16 protein-coding genes are annotated in these 22,825 nt (G+C 59.5%); 10 read left to right on the forward strand and 6 right to left on the reverse strand.

The features are described from left to right. Positions 1-998: glutamate synthase subunit beta (locus tag LAT62_RS08665; RefSeq protein WP_293382054.1), on the reverse strand; the 998-nt coding region annotated here is incomplete at its 3' end. A 19-nt stretch (positions 999-1,017) separates the two neighbouring features. Beyond that, positions 1,018-5,634: a glutamate synthase large subunit gene (gene gltB, locus LAT62_RS08670; protein ID WP_293382057.1), complete on the reverse strand. Its 4,617-nt coding sequence runs from the start codon at positions 5,632-5,634 to the stop codon at positions 1,018-1,020. Between the two features lie 323 nt (positions 5,635-5,957). Between gltB and betI the strand changes: the two genes are divergently transcribed. The 8 genes from betI (at position 5,958) to LAT62_RS08710 (ending at position 16,414) form a co-directional block, all read left to right on the forward strand. Further along, the gene (gene betI, locus LAT62_RS08675) at positions 5,958-6,593 is read left to right on the forward strand and encodes a transcriptional regulator BetI (RefSeq protein WP_293382060.1); all 636 of its coding nucleotides are present in this window, start codon (positions 5,958-5,960) and stop codon (positions 6,591-6,593) included. Further along, complete coding sequence (betB, locus tag LAT62_RS08680) at positions 6,590-8,053, forward strand: betaine-aldehyde dehydrogenase (RefSeq protein WP_293382063.1); 1,464 nt, start codon at positions 6,590-6,592, stop codon at positions 8,051-8,053. The genes betI and betB overlap by 4 nt, the downstream gene beginning before the upstream one ends. A 51-nt stretch (positions 8,054-8,104) precedes the next feature. After that, entirely contained in the window at positions 8,105-9,772 is a 1,668-nt protein-coding gene (gene betA / locus LAT62_RS08685; protein ID WP_293382066.1) for a choline dehydrogenase, read from the forward strand. 107 nt (positions 9,773-9,879) lie between these two features. Continuing rightward, positions 9,880-10,749: a polyamine aminopropyltransferase gene (gene speE / locus LAT62_RS08690; RefSeq protein WP_293382069.1), complete on the forward strand. Its 870-nt coding sequence runs from the start codon at positions 9,880-9,882 to the stop codon at positions 10,747-10,749. A gap of 264 nt (positions 10,750-11,013) precedes the next feature. After that, on the forward strand, positions 11,014-12,204 hold the full coding sequence (locus LAT62_RS08695) for a thiamine pyrophosphate-dependent dehydrogenase E1 component subunit alpha (protein ID WP_293382072.1): 1,191 nt from the start codon (positions 11,014-11,016) through the stop codon (positions 12,202-12,204). Further along, positions 12,197-13,174, forward strand: coding sequence for a transketolase C-terminal domain-containing protein (locus LAT62_RS08700; RefSeq protein WP_293382075.1), 978 nt, complete (start codon positions 12,197-12,199; stop codon positions 13,172-13,174). The genes LAT62_RS08695 and LAT62_RS08700 overlap by 8 nt, the downstream gene beginning before the upstream one ends. 31 nt (positions 13,175-13,205) lie before the next feature. Beyond that, positions 13,206-14,504 (forward strand): 2-oxo acid dehydrogenase subunit E2, encoded by a 1,299-nt coding sequence (locus LAT62_RS08705; protein ID WP_293382078.1) that lies wholly within the window; start codon positions 13,206-13,208, stop codon positions 14,502-14,504. Between the two features lie 26 nt (positions 14,505-14,530). Beyond that, a complete protein-coding gene (locus LAT62_RS08710; protein WP_293382119.1) occupies positions 14,531-16,414 on the forward strand; it encodes a protein kinase in 1,884 nt (627 codons plus the stop codon). On the opposite strand, the gene LAT62_RS08715 is transcribed toward LAT62_RS08710, so the two are convergent. Next, positions 16,399-17,241, reverse strand: coding sequence for an FAD:protein FMN transferase (locus tag LAT62_RS08715; protein WP_293382080.1), 843 nt, complete (start codon positions 17,239-17,241; stop codon positions 16,399-16,401). The two genes, LAT62_RS08710 and LAT62_RS08715, sit on opposite strands and share 16 nt — an antisense overlap. A gap of 147 nt (positions 17,242-17,388) precedes the next feature. Between LAT62_RS08715 and LAT62_RS08720 the strand changes: the two genes are divergently transcribed. Further along, positions 17,389-19,149 (forward strand): hypothetical protein, encoded by a 1,761-nt coding sequence (locus LAT62_RS08720; RefSeq protein WP_293382083.1) that lies wholly within the window; start codon positions 17,389-17,391, stop codon positions 19,147-19,149. After that, a complete protein-coding gene (locus LAT62_RS08725) occupies positions 19,146-20,729 on the forward strand; it encodes a DUF1501 domain-containing protein (RefSeq protein ID WP_293382086.1) in 1,584 nt (527 codons plus the stop codon). Before LAT62_RS08720 ends, LAT62_RS08725 begins: the two co-directional genes overlap by 4 nt. A gap of 47 nt (positions 20,730-20,776) precedes the next feature. On the opposite strand, the gene LAT62_RS08730 is transcribed toward LAT62_RS08725, so the two are convergent. Genes LAT62_RS08730 through LAT62_RS08740 form a run of 3 tightly spaced genes read right to left on the reverse strand, consistent with a single transcriptional unit; the run spans position 20,777 to position 22,651 of the window. Further along, complete coding sequence (locus tag LAT62_RS08730) at positions 20,777-21,997, reverse strand: DUF3570 domain-containing protein (RefSeq protein WP_293382089.1); 1,221 nt, start codon at positions 21,995-21,997, stop codon at positions 20,777-20,779. Beyond that, positions 21,984-22,202 (reverse strand): DUF4266 domain-containing protein, encoded by a 219-nt coding sequence (locus LAT62_RS08735; protein ID WP_293382092.1) that lies wholly within the window; start codon positions 22,200-22,202, stop codon positions 21,984-21,986. The genes LAT62_RS08730 and LAT62_RS08735 overlap by 14 nt, the downstream gene beginning before the upstream one ends. Next, entirely contained in the window at positions 22,202-22,651 is a 450-nt protein-coding gene (locus LAT62_RS08740; protein WP_293382095.1) for a TlpA disulfide reductase family protein, read from the reverse strand. Before LAT62_RS08740 ends, LAT62_RS08735 begins: the two co-directional genes overlap by 1 nt. Positions 22,652-22,825 lie beyond the last annotated feature (174 nt).

Here is a 22,825-nt window from a genome sequence, read left to right on the forward strand (position 1 = left end):
CGCTCCAGCGGCGGCTTGGGCATGATCTCCAACTGCGTCACGCTCTTGCAGCCGTGGCGCAGCGAAGTGCCCACACAGTCGGTGCCGGTGTCGCCGCCGCCGATGATGACCACATGCTTGTCTTTCGCGGAAATGAAATGGCCGTCTCCATGTTCGCTGTCGAGCAGGCTCTTGGTGTTTGGCCCAAGGAAGTCCATCGCGAAATGCACACCGCCCAGATCCCGGCCCTCGATCGGCAGATCACGCGGCTTGGTGGCCCCGGTGGCCAGCAGCACCGCATCGAAATCCGCCTGCAGCTCTTCGGCCGTGACATCCTTGCCCACCTCGGTGTTGACGCGGAACTCGATGCCTTCTTTGCGCATGATGTCGATACGGCGATCCACAATGTGCTTTTCCAGCTTCATGTTCGGAATACCGTACATAAGCAGGCCGCCGATGCGATCGGCGCGCTCGAACACGGTAACCGAATGGCCCACCGAATTGAGCTGCGCGGCCGCTGCCAGCCCGGCAGGGCCTGAGCCGATCACCGCCACCGACTTGCCGGTGCGTTCGCTCGGCGGCTCAGGCTGCACCCAGCCTTCCTTGAACCCTTTCTCGATGATGGCATTCTCGTGATGCTTGATGGTCACCGGCGGCTGGTTGATACCCAGCACACAGGAATCCTCGCACGGTGCCGGACAGACGCGACCGGTGAACTCGGGGAAGTTGTTGGTCTTGTGCAGCCGGTCCAGCGCCTCGCGCCAGCGGTTGTGGTAAATCAGGTCATTCCACTCGGGAATCAGGTTGTTCACCGGGCAGCCACCCACCTGCGGTGCCTGGGCCGAATCACCCGAGTGACAGAACGGCACCCCGCAGTCCATGCAGCGCGCACCCTGCTGGCGGATCTCCTCCACCGGCATGTCGGTATGTATTTCCTGCCAGTCGATCAGCCGCGCCTTCGGGTCGCGATCGGCCGGCAACTCACGGCCAAATTCCAGGAATCCAGTCACTTTACCCATGGTTGTAATCCTCCGTCGCTCAGTGGGCAGCCATCTGCTTCAGGTGCATGTCAAAAGCCTCGACCGCGACTTCGTATTCGTCATCAATCTGCTTCTCGTCACGCACCTGCTGCATATAGCTCTGCATGCGTTCGTAATCGACGGGCATCACCCGCACGAACTCCTGCACCGAGCGCTCCCAGTTCGCCAGCACCTCAGCGGCCACATCGGAACCGGTGTTGTCGTGATGCTTCTGTATCCAGTCTTTCAGTTCGGCGATCTCGCCGGCCTCTTCGACCGGCCCAAGCCCGACCATTTCCATATTGCAGCGGCTGGCAAAGGCACCCGAGCGGTCCAGCACATAGGCCACGCCGCCTGACATACCTGCCGCAAAGTTGCGTCCGGTTTCTCCCAGAATGATCGCCTTGCCGCCGGTCATGTATTCACAGCCATGGTCACCCACGCCTTCAACAACCGCGGTCACACCCGAGTTGCGCACACAGAAGCGCTCGCCGGCCTGACCGCGAATAAAGGCTTCGCCACTGGTGCCGCCGAAAAAGGCCACGTTGCCGACAATGATGTTGTCGCGCGCGGCAAAGGTTGCCTTGTCGTCCGGATAGACGATCATGCGGCCGCCGGACAGGCCCTTGCCGAAGTAATCATTGGCATCCCCGGCCAGCTCGAAGGTCACGCCGCGCGCCATGAAGACACCAAAGCTTTGACCGGCCGAGCCGTTGAACTTCACCCTGATGGTGTCGTCAGGAAGCCCATCGGACTCGTAGCGTTTGGAGATCTCGTTGGACAGCATGGCACCGACACTGCGGTCGGTGTTGCGAATGCCGTAGTCCAGCGTCACCTTCTGCTGCTGTTCCAGCGCCGGCTCGGCATCCCGAATCAGCTGGCGGTCGATGATGTCGTGGACCAGATGCTTCTGCTCCACCGACTTGAAGAGCGTGTCGCCATTCACCGGCTCGGCTTTCACCAGCATGGATGACAGATCCACATGCTTGAACTTCCAGTGCTGCCGATCGTCGCGGACCTTCAGTACCTGGCTCTGGCCCACCATCTCCTCGATGCTGCGGAAGCCGAGTTCGGCCATGATCTCGCGCAGGCCTTCCGCCATCATGGTGAAGAAGTTCACCACATGCTCGACCTGGCCTTCATAGCGCCCGCGCAGTACCCGGTCCTGGGTGGCAATGCCGACCGGGCAGGTGTTGGTGTGGCACTTGCGCATCATGATGCAGCCTTCCACCACCAGTGCGGCGGTGGCGACACCCCATTCCTCGGCCCCCAGCAGGGTGGCAATGGCGAGGTCGCGCGGTGTCTTCATCTGGCCATCGGCCTGCAGCGTCACGCGGCTGCGCAGCCGGTTGGCCACCAGCGTCTGGTGCGCTTCGGCCACACCCAGCTCCCAGGGCAGACCGGCGTGTTTAATGGAACTCAGTGGTGACGCTCCGGTGCCACCGTCATGGCCGGCAATCAGCACAACATCGGAATAGCCTTTGGTGACGCCGGCGGCTATGGTGCCCACCCCGGCCAGCGATACCAGCTTGACGTTGACCCGGGCCTTTCGGTTGGCGTTCTTCAAGTCATAGATCAGCTGCGCCAGATCCTCGATCGAGTAGATGTCATGGTGCGGCGGCGGCGAAATCAGACCGACGCCAGGAGTAGCCATTCGGGTGCGTCCGATCCAGGCATCTACCTTGTGACCGGGCAACTGACCGCCCTCACCCGGCTTGGCGCCCTGCGCCATCTTGATCTGCAGCTCATCGGCATTGGTCAGGTAGTGGCTGGTCACGCCAAAACGCCCCGACGCTACCTGCTTGATGCGCGAGATCATGGAATCGCCGTTCTCCAGCGGCTTGAAGCGCACCGGGTCTTCGCCACCCTCGCCGCTGTTGCTCTTGCCGCCGATGCGGTTCATGGCAATGGCCAGCGTGGTGTGCGCTTCCCAGGAAATGGAGCCGAACGACATGGCGCCGGTGGCAAAACGCTTGAAGATGCTTTCTGCCGGCTCGACTTCGTCCAGCGGAATCGATGCCCGGTCGGATTTGAAATCCAGCAGGCCGCGCAGCGTAAAGGCCTCTGTGGCCTGATCGTTGACTTCCTGCTCATACTGGCGGAACAGGTCACGGTCATTGCGGGCACTGGAGTGCTGCAGCAGGCGGATGACCTTGGGGCTGAACAGATGGCGCTCGCCATCCTTGCGCCAGCTGTAGTCACCGCCACTGCGCAGAATCAGATTGTCCGGCGCATTGTCGATGCTCGGATAGCCCAGACAATGCGTCATCAGACGCTCTTCGGCGATCTCGTCCAGACCGATACCTTCGATGCGGCTGATGGTGCCGGCAAAGTAGCTATTGATCACTTCGGAGCTGAGCCCCAGCGCCTCGAAGATCTGGGCGCCCTGGTAGGACTGCAGGGTTGAAATGCCCATCTTGGAGAAGATCTTCAGCAAACCGCCATTGACCGCCTTGGTAAAGCGGCTGACCAGTTCTTCGTTGCTCCAGTCTTCCTCGATGGCGCCGCAGTCCCGCAGGTCATACAGCGACTCGAAGGCCATGTAGGGGTTGACCGCCGCCGCGCCATAGCCCAGCAGGGTGGCAAAGTGATGGGTTTCGCGCACATCACCGGCCTCGACCACGATACCGGTATAGGACCGCAGCCCTTCCCGGATCAGGTAATGGTGCACCGCACCCACGGCCAGCAGCGACGGAATGCCGGCGTGATCGGTGCTGACCTTGCGATCACTCAGCACCAGAATCGAGTAGCCGTCTTCCACCGCATCGCGTGCATGACGGCACACCCGATCCAGGGCACGCTTCAACGCACCCGGCTTGCCGGAAGCGCGGAAGGTGATGTCGATGGTGGCCGACTGGAAGCGCTTGTGGTCGATATGCTGCAACTTGCGCAACTGTTCATTGGTCAGCACCGGCTGCTTGATCTCGACCATGCGGCAGTGCGCCGGAGTCTCGTCCAACAGGTTCAGCGACTTGCCGACGAAGGTCTGCAGCGACATGACCATCTCTTCGCGGATCGGGTCGATCGGCGGGTTGGTCACCTGCGCAAAGAACTGCTTGAAATAGTTGGCCAGATGCTGCGGCTGATCCGACAGCACGGCCAGCGGGTTGTCGGCACCCATGGAGCCCAACGGCTCCTTGGCAGTGCCGACCATCTGGGTCAGGATGACACTGAGGTCCTCCTGCGAATAGCCGAACGCCTGCTGGCGACGTCGCAGGCTCTTGGGCCCGTGCGGCCGCTCTTCGATGCGGGGCGCCGGCAGGTCGTCCAGCACAATCTTGTTCTTCGCCAGCCACTGAGCATAGGGCTGGCTGGAGCAGACGCCTTCCTTCACCTCATCGTCACTGATGATACGACCTTCTTCCAGGTCGGCGATAAAGATCTTGCCGGGCTGCAACCGGCCCTTCATTTTCACTTTGGACTGGTCGACCACCAGCGCCCCGGTTTCGGAGCCCATGACGATGGTGTCGTCGTCGGTGACCAGATAGCGTGACGGACGCAGGCCATTGCGGTCCAGCGTGGCACCGATCACGCGGCCATCGGTAAAGCTCACCGAGGCAGGACCGTCCCACGGCTCCATGATGCAGGCATAGTATTCATAGAAGGCCCGCTTCATGGGCTCCATGTTTTCCTGACGCTGCCAGGCCTCGGGAATCACCATCATCATGACCTTTTCCAGCGGCCGGCCGCTGAGCACCAGCAGTTCGATCACCAGATCCATGTTGGCGGAGTCCGACTGGGTGTGATCACAGATGGGCTTGAGCATGGCCAGCTCTTCATCGGTGAAGACATCACTGGACAGCAGGTCGTCGCGGGCGCGCATCCAGTTGATGTTGCCCTTGACCGTGTTGATCTCGCCGTTGTGTGACAGATAGCGGAACGGCTGCGCCCGACGCCAGGCCGGGAAGGTATTGGTCGAGAAGCGGCTGTGATGCATGGCCAGTGCTGTCATCGACTTTTCGTTCTGCAGATCCAGGTAGTATTCGCGCACCTGGGCGGTGGTGAACTGGCCCTTGTATACCATGGTCCGGGTCGACAGGGACGCAATATAGAAATGGTCTTTTGCGTTTGCGACCTCTTCGCGAACAACGGCTGCAGTGTGCTTGCGCAGAATGTACAGTTTACGCTCGAGGACCTGTTGCTCGAATTTCTGTGGCGCGACAACAAAGAGTTGTTCGATCTTTGGCTCATTGTCCAGCGCTGCCTGGCCAAGCGTGCTGTTGTCGGTCGGTACTTCGCGGAAGCCCAGCAATTGCAGGCCGAGCTTCTCTATATTGCGCGTCAGGATAGCGCGGCACGCTTCGCGCCGACCTGCATCCTGGGGAAAGAAAATCATGCCGGCGCCATAGGCTCCGGGTGCCGGCAGGTCGATGCCCTGTGTCGCCAGATCTTCCTGCAGCAGTTCATGCGGAATCTGGATCAGGATGCCGGCGCCATCACCACTCTTGACGTCATAGCCGGTACCCCCGCGGTGTTCCATGCAGGTGAGCATGGACAGGGCATTTTCAATGATGTCGTGACTGCGCCGACCCTTGAGGTTGGCGACAAAGCCAATACCACAACTGTCGTGGTCCAGTTCGGGATGATACAGGCCGAGACCATCGCGATAATCGTGCTGAGGGCTATCGTGACTCATGGTTTTTATCCTCTGTTGCCGGGCCAGGCAGGCCCTGTCGGGCTTCGTTCCTCTGCGGGATCGTTCACCTTTCACTGCGCCAAAACGGTGCGCCAACCTATCACAGCCGGTAAGCCTAATTCAGTCGGGCTCAAGGTGTTGCCCTTGGTTTCAGGCAGGATTTTTGCTTTATAACGGTATAATATACAAAATATCACACTGTACCGTTGTTCTCGGAGGCCCTTGACCGCCCCTGCCAGGCTGGCATAAAATACTTGAATGAACGTTCAATCAATTGAATATTCATTCAATGTTGCAATTCAGCACAACCGGGAGTCGCACTGATGCCACGCCTTAATGTCGAACCATTGCGGCGCCGCCAACTGATAGAGGCAACATTGCAGGTCCTCGAGGCCCATGGTTTTCAGGGGACCACGATTGGCCGAATCAGCAAGGCCTCCGGGTTGTCCACCGGGATTGTCAGTCATTATTTCGGGGGCAAGCAGGGCCTGCTCGAGGCCACCATGCGTCATTTGCTGAATGAACTGCGCGGAGACTTCAGGCGTTTTCGCAGGCAGCACCCGGATAGCCCGCAGGGTCGGCTGCAGGCCATTGTTGATGCCAATTTTTCCGGTGTGCAGACGCAATCCAAAACGGCCCGCGCCTGGTTGATCTTCTGGTCCCAGGCTGCTCATTCAGAGGATCTTGCCCGCCTGCAGCGCATCTACGAACGGCGCCTCTATTCCAACCTGGTGTACAACCTGCGCCCGGTACTGCCGGCGCATGCGCTCGCCGGGACAGCACACACCATTGCCGCGCTGATCGACGGGTTCTGGCTGCGCACGGCACTCAGCGAAGGCCGCATCGGCCATGCCCGGGCGATTGAACTGTGCAAGGCCTATATCGATCAGGCCATTCGGGACGGCGCCGAGCAGGCGCCCGACGACACCCATTCTGCACGATCTGGAGTACCACGATGAATGATGCGGTTTTGACATCCTGGATTAACGGTCGGCCAGCGGCGAATGCCAACGGAGAAACTTTTACCGTCACCAACCCAGCTACCGGGGAGGTCGCCTACCAGGTGGAACAGGCGGACAATACCCTGATGCAGGCTGCGGTCGAATCGGCTCGCAAGGGGTTTCTGGCCTGGTCCGCGCTGTCCGCCATGGAACGCAGTCGTATTCTGCGTCGTGCGGCCGACCTGCTGCGCGAGCGCAATGATGAACTGGCACGCATCGAGGTGATTGACACCGGCAAGCCCTGGCAGGAAGCCAGCGAAGTCGATGTTCAGACCGGGGCGGACGCCATCGAGTTCTTTGCCGGTGAGGCTCCGGGACTGGAAGGCACCACTCAGGATCTGGGCGGCGACTTCTATTACACCCGCCGCGAGCCTCTGGGCATATGCGCCGGCATCGGCGCCTGGAACTACCCGCTCCAGATCGCCTGCTGGAAGGCAGCGCCCGCCCTGGCCTGCGGCAACAGCATGATCTACAAGCCTTCCGAGGAGACACCCCGTGGTGCAGTAGAGTTGGCCCGCGTCTTCAAGGAAGCCGGGGTTCCTGATGGCGTCTTCAATGTCATCCAGGGAGACTTCCGGGCCGGCCAGATGCTGACCGCCCATCCTGACATTGCCAAGGTGTCGTTCACCGGCGAGTCCGGCACCGGGCGTTCCGTGATGGGGGATGCCGCCAAATCCCTGAAGCAGGTGACCATGGAACTGGGCGGCAAGTCACCCATGCTGGTGTTCGACGATGCCAACCTGGACGATGCGGTCTCCGCCGCCATGCTGTCGAATTTCTATACCCAGGGTGAGATCTGCACCAACACCACCCGGGTCTTTGTACAGCGCTCGGTCTACGACGCCTTCATGGCGCGTCTGCTGCAGCGCACTCGTGACAATATCGTGGCTGGCGACCCAATGAACCCCGAAACCAATCTCGGCGCCCTGATTTCCGAAAAACACATGCAGAAGGTACTGGGCTATATCAAGACCGCTCAGGCAGAAGGCGCCACCCTGGCCATCGGCGGCCATCGCATTACCGACGGTGACTGTGCCAATGGGTACTTTGTCGCCCCCACCGTGTTTACCGACTGTCGGGATGACATGGCTTTCGTGCGCGAAGAAATTTTTGGTCCGGTCATGGCCGTGTTGATCTTTGACGATGAGGAAGAAGCTGTCCGCCGCGCCAACGACACCGAGTATGGCCTGGCGGCCAGTGTGTTCAGCCGCGATATCCAGCGCGCGCACAGGGTGATTCACCAGTTGCAGGCCGGTATCTGCTGGATCAACAGCTACGGCGAGTCGCCGGCACAAATGCCGGTCGGCGGATACAAGCTGTCCGGTCTGGGGCGCGAGAACGGCCGCGCCACCCTGGCCCATTACACCCAGATAAAGTCGGTCTATGTGGGGATGGGGTCAGTCGAAGCACCCTTCTGACCTGGTGCAAACAGGATCGATAAAAGACGCTACAGAAGTGAACAAAGCCTCATGAAATTTGATTACAGCTTTGATTATGTTGTTGTGGGCACCGGCTCTGCGGGCTGCGTGCTGGCCGCCAGACTGAGCGAAGACGCTGACAGTCAGGTGCTGGTACTGGAAGCCGGACGCCGCGACGACACCTGGAAGATCCACATGCCGGCGGCGCTGATGTACAACCTGCGCAACCGGAAATACAACTGGTACTACCACACCGAACCTCAGGCGCACATGGACAACCGTCGCCTCTACTGGCCGCGCGGCAAGGTCTGGGGTGGCGGCTCGGCACTGAACGCCATGGTCTACATCAGAGGTCACGCCCTCGACTATGACCGCTGGCACGAAGAGGGGGCTGCCGGCTGGCGCTATGCCGATGTGCTGCCTTATTTCCGCAAGGCGGAGAACCGAGCCGTGGGCGGTGACGAATACCGGGGAGATGCAGGTCCGCTGCACGTGCACACCGGTGATGAACCCAATCCTCTGTTCGATGCGTTTCTTGAGGCCACGCGACAGACCGGTTATCCACAGACTGAAGACATGAACGGCTACCAGCAGGAAGGGTTCGGCGTGATGGACATGACCATCTACCAGGGCAAGCGCTGGAGTGCCGCACAGGCCTACCTTCGTCCAGCCCTGTCGCGCCCCAATCTGACCGCTGAAACCGGCGCCATGACCACCCGCATCCTGTTCGAAGGACAGCGTGCGATTGGTGTGGAGTATGTACAGAACGGTCAGACCAAGCGCGTTCGCGCCGAACGGGAAGTGATTGTCAGCGGTGGGGCGATCAATTCGCCGCAACTGCTGATGCTGTCAGGCATCGGTCCGGCCGACCATCTACGGGAACACGGTATCGAGGTTCGACAGCACCTGCCCGGCGTCGGCCAGAACCTGCAGGACCACCTGGAGCTCTATGTCCAGCAGGCCTGCAAGGAGCCCATCACCCTCTACAAGTACACCACCCAGCCGGGCATGGTTTTCGCCGGCATGAAGTGGTTCCTGAACAATGACTGGGGCGCCTGTCGGTCTGCTCACCTTGAAGCCGGCGGTTTCATTCGCTCCGAACCCGGGGTCAAGCACCCGGATATTCAGTATCACTTCCTGCCCTCGCAGGTTATTGATCACGGCCGCCAGGACCCGCAATTGCACGCCTACCAGGCGCATGTCGGTCCGATGCGCCCGGAAAGCCGAGGCTGTCTGACACTGAAATCTGCCGACCCGATGGTACATCCGATCATTCAGCCCAACCTGCTGAGCACCGAGCGTGATCGCTGGGAGATGCGCCAGAGCGTTCGTCTGACGCGGGAAATTTTCGCCCAGGACGCCTTCAAGCCCTTCCGGGGTGAAGAATTGCAGCCCGGTGCCGATTGCCAGACCGATGCCGAGATCGATGCCTTTGTGCGCCAGAACGCGGACAGCGCCTACCATCCTTCCTGTACCTGCCGCATGGGCAGTGCAGACGACGCCATGGCCGTGGTCAACGGGCAGGCACAGGTACACGGCATCGAGAACCTGCGGGTCGTCGATGCCTCCATCATGCCCAGCATCGTCAGCGGCAACCTCAATGCGCCGACCATCATGCTGGCCGAGAAATGCGCTGACCACATACGTGGCCGGCAACCTCTGGCACCTTCGGACGCGCCAGTCTGGGTTCATCCCGAATACCAGCGAAAACAGCGCTGATACACCGCCGGTCAGCCGATCGGTGTAACGGCACTGGACGGCCGCAGGTTTGACGTTGCATACTCCGCGCCCTGAACCCTTTTGATGCGCCACCAAGGTAGCCGCCCATGTCCGATCGCATTGTCATTTCCGAGCGCCTGCACGAAGGTTACGCCCAGACTTTCGAAGCCACTGAACTGCTCTTTGAAGTCCGCACCGACCACCAGCACCTGCAGATCTTTGACACGCCGGCACTGGGCCGGGTCATGATGCTGGATGGCATTGTACAGACCACGGAAAAAGACGAGTTCATCTATCACGAGATGATGGTTCATGTGCCGCTGCTGGCGCACCCCAACCCGCGCCGGGTGTTGATCATTGGTGGTGGCGACGGGGGTATCCTGCGTGAAGTGCTGCGTCACCCCGGCATTGAGCATGTCACCCAGGTCGAGATCGACCAAAGCGTGATCGACATGTGCCGTCAGTATTTTCCCAACCACTCTCAGGGTGCGTTTGATGATCCGCGCGTCAATATCGTCATTGCCGATGGTCGGGAATTTGTAGCCCAGTGCTCCGAGCAGTTCGATGTGATTATCTCCGACTCCACCGACCCGATCGGGCCCGGCGAGGCGCTGTTCACCAGCAGCTTCTATGCGGACGAGAAAACCTGTCTAACTGAAGGTGGCATCATGGTGGCCCAGAACGGCGTACCTTTTATGCAGGGTGACGAGATCACCACCACCTGGCGCCGGCTGACACCTCTATATGAAGACGTCTCCTTCTATGTCGCTCCAGTGCCCACCTATGTCGGTGGCTTCATGACCCTGGCCTGGGCCACTGACGATTCGGCACTGCGCCGCCAGACACCGGAGCAGATCCAGCAGCGCCTGCAGGCGGTGCAGCAAGGCAACCCTGGTTTTCGTCCGCGCTATTACAATGCGGATGTGCATGTAGCGGCCTTTGCCCTGCCCAACTATGTGCGTGACCTGCTGGTCTGAGCCGGGCTGCTCTGCAGCCTTGTCCGTGCCCATTAGCAATGCTGTAAACGCTTACGTCCAGCCCTCGAATACCGCCGGCTCAGGCACCTTGTCAACATAGCCTTCCACTCGCTCTCCCGCCCTTTCAGGCCAATTTTCGAACAGCCCTTCGTTTTCGACTAATCTAGCATTCAGACAGGGACTGCCCGGAAGATCCCGGCACCCGGTTGTCATAATGTCATTGGCGGCGATCCCGTCAGACCACAACAACAAGGCAGACAGACTATGAGCGACCAACGCAATACGAATGCCGATATTGTACACAAGGCCCGCTTTATCAGTGGGCATGCTATGAAGATTCCCACCCTTCGCGTCCTGCAGCAGAACGGCAAGATCTACCGCAATGCCGAACTGCCCGACATTGATCAGGAACTGGCACTGAAGATCTACGACACCTTCCTGTTCATCCGCGCACTGGACGAACGCATGCTGGCCTCGCAGCGCCAGGGACGAATCAGCTTCTACATGACCGAAACCGGCGAAGAAGCCAACGACATCGGCAGCGCAGCTGCCCTGCACCCGGATGACATCATCCTGGCCCAGTATCGCGAGCAGGGGGCTCTTGCATTTCGCGGGTTTACCGTCGACGAATTCATGAACCAGATCTTCTCCAACGAAAAGGATCTGGGCAAAGGCCGGCAGATGCCCATTCACTACGGCTGCGATCGCCTGAACTACTACACCATCTCATCTCCTCTGGGCACCCAGATCCCGCAGGCGACCGGTGTCGGCTATGCGCTGAAAGCGCAGGGCAAGAAGAACTGCGCCATCTGCTACTTCGGTGAAGGCGCCGCCTCTGAAGGTGATTTCCATGCGGCACTGAACATGGCCGCTCTGCTCAAATCACCCGTCATCTTCTACTGCCGCAACAATGGCTATGCTATTTCCACCCCTGCCCATGAACAGTATGCCGGAGATGGCATAGCTGCCCGTGGCGTCGGCTATGGCATGAAGACCATCCGCGTGGATGGCAACGATATCCTCGCCGTGCTGCTGGCCACTCAGCAGGCGCGCAAGCTGGCCGTGGAAGACCATGAACCGGTACTGATTGAAGCCATGACCTACCGGCTGGGTGCCCACTCCACCTCGGATGATCCGAGCGGTTATCGCAGCCGCAAGGAAGAAGACCTGTGGCGCAAGAAGGACCCGGTGGCCCGCATGCGCCACTGGCTGGAAGCCAAGGGATGGTGGGATGAAGAGAAAGAAAAGAGCACGCTCGAGAAGTATCGAGCCGACGTGATGGCCGCGATGAAAAAAGCGGAGAAAGTACCCGCACCACCGCTGGAAGACCTCATCAATGATGTCTATGAGACACCTCCATGGCATCTGCGCGAGCAACTTGACGCCCTGAAGGGCCATATTCGCCAATACCCCGACGAGTACAAGAAGACCGCGTGGAGGCTGAACGATGAGTAAGATGAATCTGCTGCAGGCGATCAACAGTGCCCTGGACACCGCCATGGCCAAAGACGACACCGTCATCTGCTTCGGCGAAGACGTCGGTCATTTCGGGGGGGTTTTCCGCGCCACCAGCCACTTGCAGGAAAAGTACGGCAAGGCCCGCTGTTTCAACACACCGATTACCGAGCAGGGCATTATCGGTTTTGCCAACGGGGCCGCGGCAGCCGGCATGCGTCCGATTGCCGAAATCCAGTTTGCCGACTATATCTTCCCGGCCTTCGATCAGATCGTGAATGAGACGGCCAAATACCGCTACCGTTCAGGCAACGAGTTCAATGTCGGTGGTCTGACCATCCGCGCGCCATACGGCGGCGGCATTCATGGCGCCCACTACCACTCCCAGTCGCCGGAAGCCTTTTTTACCCATATCCCCGGCATCAAGGTCGTCGTGCCACGCAACCCGGAACAGGCCAAGGGCCTGCTGCTGGCTGCCATCTACGACCCGGATCCGGTGGTCTTCTTTGAACCGAAGAAGTTGTATCGTGCCTCCCAGGGCGAGGTCAGTGACGTGGAATACACCCTGCCCCTCGGCAAGGCAGACCGGGTTCGGGAAGGCACGGACATCACTCTGGTGGCCTGGGGCGCCCAGGTGCCGGTGCTGGAGCAGGCCGCCGACATGGCGGAAAAGGATGGCGTGTCATGCGAAATCATCGACCTGCGCACTCTGCTGCCCTGGGATCGTGATGCCGTGGCAGAGTCGGTGCGTAAAACCGGCCGTCTGCTGATCAACCATGAAGCGCCGAAAACTTCGGGCTTTGGCGCAGAGATAGCGGCCGATATTCAGACCGAATGCTTTCTGTACCTGGAGTCACCGATCGTTCGCGTGACGGGTCTGGACACTCCTTTTCCGCTTGCGCACGAAAAGGAGTATATGCCGGACCACCTGAAAACCTACGAGGCCATCAAGGCCAGCCTGAATTATTGACAGGTCGGGAACAGAAACGGAGAGAACAGGTATGAAGACCGATTTTATTCTGCCCGACATTGGTGAGGGCATAGTGGAATGCGAGTTGGTGGAATGGCGGGTACAGGAAGGTGACCCCATTGCCGAAGATCAGCCGGTGGCTGATGTCATGACCGACAAGGCGCTGGTTGAAATCACCGCCATGCACACGGGTACCGTCAGTCGCCTTTATTGCAAGCAGGGGGACATTGCCAAGGTGGGTGAGCCATTGTTTGAGATTGAGGTAGCTGGCGGACAGGTGACAGAAGACAAAAAGGAGTCGACAGTCGACAGTCAAAAGACAGAAGTCGAAAGTCGAAAGTCGGAAAATCAGTCGACAGATGACAGTCGACAGAAGACAGCGAAGAGCGGGGCAGTTGGCTCTGGCAATCTGTCTACTGTCGACAGTCAACTGTCTACTCACAACAAGGTGTTGGCTACGCCCGCTGTTCGTCGGATTGCACGTGAAAACGATCTGGATCTCGGCCAGGTGCCGGGTTCAGGGCGCAGTGGCCGGGTACTGAAGGAGGACATCCTTCGGTATCTGGACCAAGGCGGTGCTGCCCCGCAGGCGGCGTCAGCAACTGCGACGGTTGTGCCTTCAGCGGCAGACCGTACCGAGCCGATCAAGGGTGTGCGGGCTGCCATGGCGCGGCAGATGACGGATGCGGTGAGCACCATCCCCCACTTTACCTATGCTGAAGAGGTGGATGTCACCGAGCTGGACAAGCTGCGCCAGCAACTCAAGCCACGCTTTGCAGAGAAGGACCTCAAGCTCAGCATGATGCCCTTTGTCATCAAGGCGCTCGAGCTGGCCATTCGCGACTTTCCGGTACTGAACAGCAGGGTCAATGACGACTGCACCGAACTGACCTATCTGGCCGATGTGAATGTAGGCATGGCCGCCGACACGCCGATTGGCCTGCTGGTGCCCAACATCAAGCAGGTGCAGCACCGGTCGCTGGAAGACATTACTGCCGAAGTGAACCGACTGACCGACCTCGCCCGCACCGGCAAGCTGGCCCAGGAAGACATGAAAGGTGGCACCATCAGCATCTCCAACATCGGAGCACTGGGCGGCACGGTGGCGACACCCATCATCAACAAGCCGGAGGTGGCCATAGTGGCGCTGGGTCGGATGCAGCGCTTGCCGCGCTTTGCCGAAGACGGCTCGGTCACTGAACGGCGCATCATGCAGGTGAGCTGGTCGGGAGACCACCGGGTGATTGACGGCGGTACCATCGCCCGCTTCTGCAACTGCTGGAAAGGCTACCTGGAGGACCCGGTCACCATGCTGACTGCGTTGCGCTGATTGCAACAGGAAGGCATGCTGTGACCATGACCGAAGCTCCGGCGGTTCTGCAACAGTTCTACATCAACGAAGATCAGTCCCTGTATCTGATGAGCCATCAGGATGCTCAGAAGATCAGGGACTGGGTCAACCTGTGCAAGGCCCAATTGTCTCAGCTCGGGTTTCATGACATCGAGATGATCGGCAAGGGGGCCTATGGCTTCGTGTTCGGCGGCACGGATGTCAACGGCCTCGATTTTGTCTTCAAGTTTTCCCGCATCAATCTGCCGCAACGCATTCAGGACCGCCTCGAAGAGGAAGCCTGGATGCAGAGTCAGGTGCAGCATCCCAACATACCCGCAGTGCGGGAATACACCCGTCTGGGCCGGCAATCAGTGCTGATGATGGAGCGAGCACGAGGCATGGACCTGGAGCGCTACGCGATCCGTCATGGCCGGCTGTCGCCCCGCCTGGTGGTCAAGATCGCCGCCCAACTGGTGGACATCCTGCGGGCCTTGCGCCGCCATCAGCGTGACGGAGAAGACATGCCGATTGTCCACGGCGACATCAAGCCCTCCAACATTGTCTTTGATCCGGACACGGAAACCATCCGCCTGGTGGACTGGGGCTCCAGTGTCTTTGCGCAACTTGATGCCAACGGACAGCCGGTCGGCCCGGGGCAGTTGGGGCTGTTCAGCGGAGACAGCCAATCTACCAATGCCAAGCTCGGAGATGTCTACTTTATCGGCGAAGATCAGCTCAACGGCGGTCTGAGTTCACCACGATTTGACGAACAGGGTGCCGGTGCAACCCTCTATGCCATCGCCTCTGCCCTGCCCTGCCGCTATGGCTATGACGCCATTCCCGCTACCGCGCTGAACTTGCCACGCGAATTTGCGCGCACCCTGCAGACCCTGCTTGCCGGCGACTTCAAGGACCGGCAGCGCGCCGGCGACTATCTGCTGACCCAGATGCCCCGCATGGCGCGCATCGTGATGCCGGAACTCCCGATGGCAGAAGAGAAGCCGCAGATCCCTATCTGGACCTTTGACCGGCACGGCGACATGGAGACGGTGGTCTACAGCTCGCGGCGCAGCTTTCTGCGTGAAGAGCAGATAGACCCCTACATGCTGGCGCGGGTTGATGATGTCGAGCTCGAGAAATACTACAAGAATTTCATGCACGGCATGGGGCCGACAGAGCGCGCTTTTCTGGCCGCGGTCAGCCGCTTGGGCAAGTTCCCCATAGTCGGTGGCCTGGCCGTGCACTGGGAAGAGGACGGCGTCTACATGGACTCCAGCCTGAACCTGCATGACCCGGCGCTGCGGGCGCCTTTTGTGCAGGCAGTCAACAATATGGTCACTCTGGGCAGGGCCATCCATCGCCAGGGCATTTTCAAGTGCTGCATGTTCGATGCCCGGGTAACACAGCATGTCGAGCGGGCATCACCCGAGCAACCCTTCGTGCCCCCGCCCGAACTGCGCATTCCCTATGACATTCACACGGCACCGACCAGTGAAGACAGCACCCGCAACCATTCCTATTTCGAGGATGGCGATGACCCGGATGAATCCCTGGAATTGCCTCAGGCCATCATGGACGAGATTATATTTCTCAATGACATCAGGCACACCGGGCTGATCATCTTCGAATCCATGCCGACGCACCTCAAGGTGCACAACTACTATGTGCTGCTGGATCCAACGCGCGAAAAAGCCTTCAGCGGCGCGCTGGAGCGCATCATTCAGGCCATACCCGAAATCAGCGGACTGGGTGTTTCGGGGTTCATGAAGCTCCCCTACAAGAACACACGGCGCCTGTCTTCGCTGGATCAGTTGCCGGAGCGCTTTTTCCCGCGTGATCCGAGAGCCCAGTCCAGAGCCCGGGTCAATGTCAGTGGGACACAGACCAGCGCTCAACAAACCCAGTGACGCACGCCCTGGGCCTGCAGAAACGCCTCAGCGTTACTGCCCTGCAGCATGGCAAAGGTCGCTATCATGCCCGCTTCAGTGCAGGTGGGCGCAGCAACGGTAACGGAGCGGGGCGCTCCCACCACTGGCCAGCCGGTTTTCGGGTTGAGTATGTGCCCGTAGCGTTGCCCCTGATAGTCGACATAACGCCGGGTATCGCCACTGGTCGCCAGCGCCCCCTGATGGAGCCCGATCACTCCGGCCGCCCGGCGCACATCCTCAGGCTGTTCAATTCCCAGCAGCCACGGTTTGCCGTCAACACGCCCGGCAGACGCCCTGAGATCTCCACCAAAATTGACCAGACAGGGTTGCGGAACCTGGGCCTGCAAGTGCGCCAGCACGCGATCTACGGCATACTCCTTGCCAATGCCGCCAAAGTCGAGTGCCATACCCGCCGGCAGCCAGAGGCGCGGGGGAGCCCACTCAACCTGCTGCCAGCCCAAGCGGGGCAGCAATGCTGCGACCTCGGAGGGCTCCGGCATATGGGTCTGGCCATCGCTGCCGAACTTCCAGATGGCGCGCAGAACGCCGGCAGTCACATCAAACAGACCCTCACTCAGGTCATGACACTGACCGGCAAAATCGAGCAGGTGTGCGGTTTCCGGGTCGACCTGCTGCCACTGTTCTGTCGTCGCATTGATCCTGCTGAGCACGCTGTCGGGGCGATAACGACTGTATTTCTGTTCTATCCTTTCCGCTTCCTGCTGGCCTGCCAGCAGCGCTCGAAACACGGTCTCCGGCAACTCCGCCGCCGGCTCATCGAGCAGAATTTCACACGGGCTGCCCATGGCTCGAAAGCGCAGACGCCAGAGTCCCCCCTCTGGTTCGCGAACTAGGTCACACTTTCGGCTTATTGACATATCACTCCCTCGCCTGGCGGCCTATTATTGATTGGAAAGCGCCCGGATGCCACTGGTGCGCCATTGCAAAGGGATATGACACCCATCATGAAGCGCCAACACCACCCGTTAGTGTTGCGCCCTGCCCCACTCCTGTTTGTTGTGCTGTCTGCAGTGGGCATAGTGGCCTGTAATCCAGGCACTCCCAGGGATCGCGACGCAACAACCTATGAAGCTGAAGGTGCTGCCTCACACCTCAGCAACAGCACTTTCCGGTCATTGCCGCCTGAACAACAGTATCAGGTCGCCAACCGCCTGCTGACCACGGTCTATCGCGGTGTTGCGGTCGACGAATTCTTTGACCTTTCCGACGGCCTCTACCCGCTGCAGCCAAGCAACCGCAATTTCCTGCGCGATACCCGAGCCGCCCTGACAACCCCCATGAGTTCTGCCGAGCGTGCGGCAGCCAGAGCCCGCATTGGCCTGAATTCGGACGATACGCCAACCAACGATGAAGACGCCCTGTTCGAGTTCACGAACAGCAGCAATGACAATACAACGCCTCTGTATCGGCAGATCCCGCTGGCGCAGATCAGTGAGTTCCCGCTCAGCCGAGACCTGTATGTCGAGTGGATGACCTACTTCCTTGCCAATACCATCATGTTCTCGCCCGCGCTGGAAATGGAAAGCACGGACGCCAAAGATGCGGCGTTCGTCTACAACTTCCTGCGCCAGCGCATCAAGAATGACGAATCGGTCAGAGACATTGTCAGAGCCTATCTCGGCACCCAGTCGCGCTGGCGGGTCTCCCGCTCGGCGGAAAACCATGCCCTGGAGGCCTATGAACTGTTCCTGGGTCTGTTTGATACAGAAGAAGATTCCCGTCGCGGCGGCGTAGCCTGCCAGGACTGGCGCCTGACCTCAGAGTCCGCCCAGTATCAGTTGGTGCGCTCCGGAGAACAGAACGAGGAATACCTGCGCATTCTGGACAACTACTACATCCGGACCTGTGATGATCTCTACAATGTGATTGTCAGCCACCCCCTGTTCATGCCACGCGTCACCGAAGTGATTGCCAACTACCTGCTCGCTGATCTGCCGGTCGAAGAGCGCATGAAGGTCGTAGAAGGCGTGCTCAAAGGGGGGCCTACCACCTTCGAAGATATCTTTACTGCCCTGCTGTTCTCCGAAGCCTACCTGCTGCAGACCGAACGGCCACTCTGGTTTGAAGAGAACCTGTTTGGCGTTCTGCACCGCATGCACTGGTCGGTAGAGCGCAATCAAGGGCAGATCGGACGCCGAATCACCCGCGAAATTCAGGAGTACGGCTGGTCGGATCTGAACCAGCGCAATATGGGCTCGTCCGCCATGGAATACAAGATTGGCCGCACGCCAGATGTCCCCATGGACGCGCTGAGTTTCGCCAGCCACAGCAAGGCAATGCGTGAACGGGTTCTGGTAGGTAATCGTCAGGGCTGGGAAGGCGGCACCTGGAGCAGCAACGAACGCGGCTATCGCGGTCTCTTCCTGGAGGCAGTGCCGCACCCGGAAGAAGCCGATGTGTTGCAGACCGCCGTGCGTGAGGATGTTGCCAACCTCAATGCAGAAGACTTTATCGACTATCTGTTCCTGACCACGCTGCTGCGACCCGCAACCGGGACCGAGCGCGATGCCCTGATGGACATGCTGGGGCCGGAGGGACGAAACCAGATCTATTTCGACCAGGCATTGGAGGAGCACCGGGTTCGCAGCAGCCGCTGGAATTATTCGGATGTGACCTACGTGGTGATGGAATATGTATCCCGTCTGCCCGAGTTCTATTATCTGGCTCGCCCGGGTGAGGAGATCAACGGATGAAAAGAAGAGACTTCCTGCGCGGCCTCGCCATGGCGCCCGCCGTGCCCAGCGCGCTCAGCCTAGGCCTGCTGGCCGAACGGGCGCAGGCCGCAGGTCTGAACTATGATGCTGTGGACTTTACAGCACCCACGGTGCTGCCTCAGGTCATCAACATCTTTCTGTATGGCGGAGCCTCCGAGCTGTCCGGCAACATGACCAACATCGAGGATATCAATTATCATTCGATGAACCCCTACACAGCGGCTTTTGGCAGCGGCATTCTGCAGGCTCGCAGCCTCGATGACGACAGCAACCCCGCCAATGGGGGCAATGCGCAGCTGACACCCTACGGGTTTTGGGCCGGTGCCGGCGGTCTCTATATGGAAGACCTGATTCGCAGCAATGACATGTCGGTCTACCGCACCATTCACAAGCTGAAGAATCAGACCCGCTCACACCGGGAAGCTATTTTCATCAATCAGAAGGGCGCACTCAATGTCGACAACTCGGCCGGTCTGGGTACCCGCCTGGCGCTGATGCTGCATACCCATCGCAATGCAATGGGAAGCTGCCAGCTCGCTGACGGACGCACGGTTGGACAGTTCGACGACGGCCTGCATGGCCTACCTTTGCCCTTCGTCTCCTTTGAAGGTCAGACCACGGCCTTTGCCAGAGACCCCGGGCTGTCCACGCCGATCCCGTTGCGGGAAATGAGCCTGAACGACAACTTCGACAACCCCTACACTCGGGGTGGTGGGCTGACTGGCGACGCAACGGCCAACAGCCAGATCGATGATCTGGTGACTCAGATGCAAAGCGATGAGGCCTACGCGCGGCGATTCCAGTCCGGCGTTCAGGGTTTTGCCGCCCGCAGTACCATGGCGGGTCTGGTCGGCGATCTCAGTTCAGCACGTGATGCGACCTTGCCGGCGGTTGAACCCGATGACCCGGATGGCGATGCCGATGACCGCCTGTCCTACCCCAATACCCGCTTTGCCCGCCAGGTGCGTGCTGCGGTGACTCTGGCCATCGAGAACCCCTCATCGCTGTACATTTCGGTCGGTACCCCCGGCCTGGGCGGATGGGATGACCACAACAACGCCATCGATCGCTACCGCAATCGCATGATGCAGTTGTTCCATGCGTTGCGTGTGGCCATGAAGCATATCCGGCTGTCCGACCAGGGGTCTGCAGCCGGTCAGACACCCGGTGGTATGGTGCGTCGTACCGACAACATCATCATCAATGTCTGGGGTGATTTTGGCCGACTGGTCAATCTGAACAACTCGATGGGCTGGGACCACGCCAATAACCAGAACCTCTTCACCCTGGGTGGTGAAGGCGTTCGCCCCGGAGGGGCGGACACACTGGGCAAGGTGGTCGGCAAGACCCATAGAGTCGGACGCACCGGTGTGAACAACCAGTACACAGAACCGACAGATGACAGCTATCAGACAGAGCCCATGTCCATTGCCTCGTCCATCTATCATTACTTTGGTGCACAGAACCCGGAACGGATAACCGCCGACCCGGATTACAACCCGCAAGGTGATGTGAAACTGGATGAGTCGGTGGAGGGAATAGACCCGCCGTTCAGTTGAACGGCGGTTCGACTGTTTGAACAGCAGCCTCCCGGTGTTGAGAGTGGTTACCGATAGCGGCTGCCGAACTCAAAACCCAACTGGGCAATAAAAGCCTGATTGTCGTCGTAGTTGGCATCTTCAAAGCGCTGGTAGTAGTAACTTCCCCGGATTTGCAACGTGCCCCAGTCCAGCACAGGCTGACTGAATTTCAAACCACCCGTATACGCCTGAAGTTCACCAAGACGCGCATCGGCGCTGGCGTATTCGGGCAACTCCTCATCCATGCCCAGAGTGCGCAGGTAGAAGTCGGCTTCGGTCTGGTAATGAGCGCGTCCGAACGGTTCGACATAGCTGCCGCGACCGGCAATGTGCAACCGGTAGCTCAGTTCACCGGTGACCGCTTCCACGCCCCAGTCATCCTGATAGTAGCGCAGACTGCCGCCTATGATGTCGCCGTCGGTCAGTTGATGGCGCAATGAGGTATACAGGGCACCCCTGATTCTCTCATCGGGGCGGTTCTCATAATAGCGTTCGGCCTCGACATCATCCTCATCGGCGCGACTGAATACCTTGTAGGGATCATTGTGGTAGCCCAGCGAATGGGTGTAGGTGAGATTGACCTGCGCGATGGTGCGCCGCCCCAGCACTTGAGTGACGCCAAGCAGCACATCGTAGGTATTGCGACGCCCTTCGCCGTAAAAACTCTGGTCCGTCACATTGGACATGGGCTCGGGTGTTCGCCCATCGCGTTGCGAGCTCTGATCGCCTTCAGCACCCAGGCCCAGGGCCAGCGTCGTATTGCGATTGTTGAGGTCCACATTGCCTTTGACGCTGGCCCCCAGTGCGGCGAAGTCGCCCTCGACGGACGCATAGGCCCCATAGTTGACGCGCACAAAGCGCCCATAGGTATGCTCCCAATCCAGATCGACAGCTAACCGCGTATCATCGAAGTCTGCCAGTGATGAACTGGTACCATCGACCTCGAAGCCGCCGCCTGATGTGCCTGTGTTGGCCACCACATTGGAGCCCTCGACAGCCCCGCTGGGCGTGGCGCCGGTCATGGTATCCAGTACCACACCCACACTGATATGGGCATCGTCGCTGATCTGGCCGGACGCCTTGCCATAGAATGACTGCACATTCACCCGGTCTGGTTCAAAATAATTCAGATAAGCGAGATTGACGGTCCAGTCGTTGGCGAAGTCCTGTGCCGCTGCCTGGCCCAGCAATCCGGTGGTGGCCAGCGCGAGCATGCCGCGTATATTGCGTTGGTCAGTTGCAGCCACAACCACCGCCCCCGACTCCGGAGCCGCCGGTGGCTGCTTCTCGACTGAAATAAACGTGACTGTCGACATAGGCATCAATCGGATGCCCATCCACGTCCATGCCGGGTTCCGCGAGGGTTCCGCGCTCCCAGGGCTGAACCGTTGTGCACCCGGCCAGCGCCAGGCTGATCAGGATCAGGGCCAGACAGCGAATCACTGTTTTCATCACAAGTGCCCCGCTGAGCGCAGCATCTCTCTCAAACGCTGCTCTATTTCGCCGCGCTGATCAATGCGGAAGCCAATTTTCGTTTCTTCGATTTGCCCGTTGTGATCTATCAGATAGGCGGTCGGCATGCCCATCACATTGTAGATGGGCGGCAGCGTGGCATCGTGATCGTAGAGTATCCGGAAACTGGCCGGGAACTGTTGCAGAAAGCGCTCTGCGTCGGCTTCCTGTTCGTCGACATTGACAGCCAGTATGGTCAGGCCTCGGTCGCCATAACGTTCATGCAGTTCATTCATGAAGGGAAAGGACTGACGGCAGGGAATACACCAGGAAGCCCAGAAATCGAGGTACACCACCTGGCCCTGCAGACCACCGAGAGAAGTGGACTCGTCAGTAAAGGGGTCGATGAATGAGAAATCAGGTGCCGGTTCAGCCTGTACAGACCCCATCAGGAAAAAACTCAAAAGAAGGACAGACAGGCGTGAGGAAAGTGACATCCGTTTATGGTTCCCGATGGCGTAAGTGCATAAGTTGAACAGTCAGCAATACCGGCGACATCCAAACAAACGTCAGTGTAGCGGAAACCTGTCGGCAGTATTGTGAAACGGTGCACAGTTTTGCGC

It is taken from the genome of Natronospirillum sp. (assembly GCF_022565775.1).
Classification (GTDB): Bacteria; Pseudomonadota; Gammaproteobacteria; order Pseudomonadales; family Natronospirillaceae; genus Natronospirillum.

Coding starts and splice junctions, on each gene's coding strand:
- LAT62_RS08725 (WP_293382086.1), top strand. CDS start 19,146: ATGAAAAGAAGAGACTTCCTGCGCGGCCTCGCCATGGCGCCCGCCGTG.
- LAT62_RS08720 (WP_293382083.1), top strand. CDS start 17,389: ATGACACCCATCATGAAGCGCCAACACCACCCGTTAGTGTTGCGCCCT.
- LAT62_RS08740 (WP_293382095.1), bottom strand. CDS start 22,651: ATGGGGTCTGTACAGGCTGAACCGGCACCTGATTTCTCATTCATCGAC.
- LAT62_RS08735 (WP_293382092.1), bottom strand. CDS start 22,202: ATGAAAACAGTGATTCGCTGTCTGGCCCTGATCCTGATCAGCCTGGCG.
- LAT62_RS08700 (WP_293382075.1), top strand. CDS start 12,197: ATGAGTAAGATGAATCTGCTGCAGGCGATCAACAGTGCCCTGGACACC.
- LAT62_RS08695 (WP_293382072.1), top strand. CDS start 11,014: ATGAGCGACCAACGCAATACGAATGCCGATATTGTACACAAGGCCCGC.
- gltB (WP_293382057.1), bottom strand. CDS start 5,634: ATGAGTCACGATAGCCCTCAGCACGATTATCGCGATGGTCTCGGCCTG.
- betB (WP_293382063.1), top strand. CDS start 6,590: ATGAATGATGCGGTTTTGACATCCTGGATTAACGGTCGGCCAGCGGCG.
- LAT62_RS08715 (WP_293382080.1), bottom strand. CDS start 17,241: ATGGGCAGCCCGTGTGAAATTCTGCTCGATGAGCCGGCGGCGGAGTTG.
- LAT62_RS08705 (WP_293382078.1), top strand. CDS start 13,206: ATGAAGACCGATTTTATTCTGCCCGACATTGGTGAGGGCATAGTGGAA.
- betI (WP_293382060.1), top strand. CDS start 5,958: ATGCCACGCCTTAATGTCGAACCATTGCGGCGCCGCCAACTGATAGAG.
- betA (WP_293382066.1), top strand. CDS start 8,105: ATGAAATTTGATTACAGCTTTGATTATGTTGTTGTGGGCACCGGCTCT.
- LAT62_RS08710 (WP_293382119.1), top strand. CDS start 14,531: ATGACCGAAGCTCCGGCGGTTCTGCAACAGTTCTACATCAACGAAGAT.
- speE (WP_293382069.1), top strand. CDS start 9,880: ATGTCCGATCGCATTGTCATTTCCGAGCGCCTGCACGAAGGTTACGCC.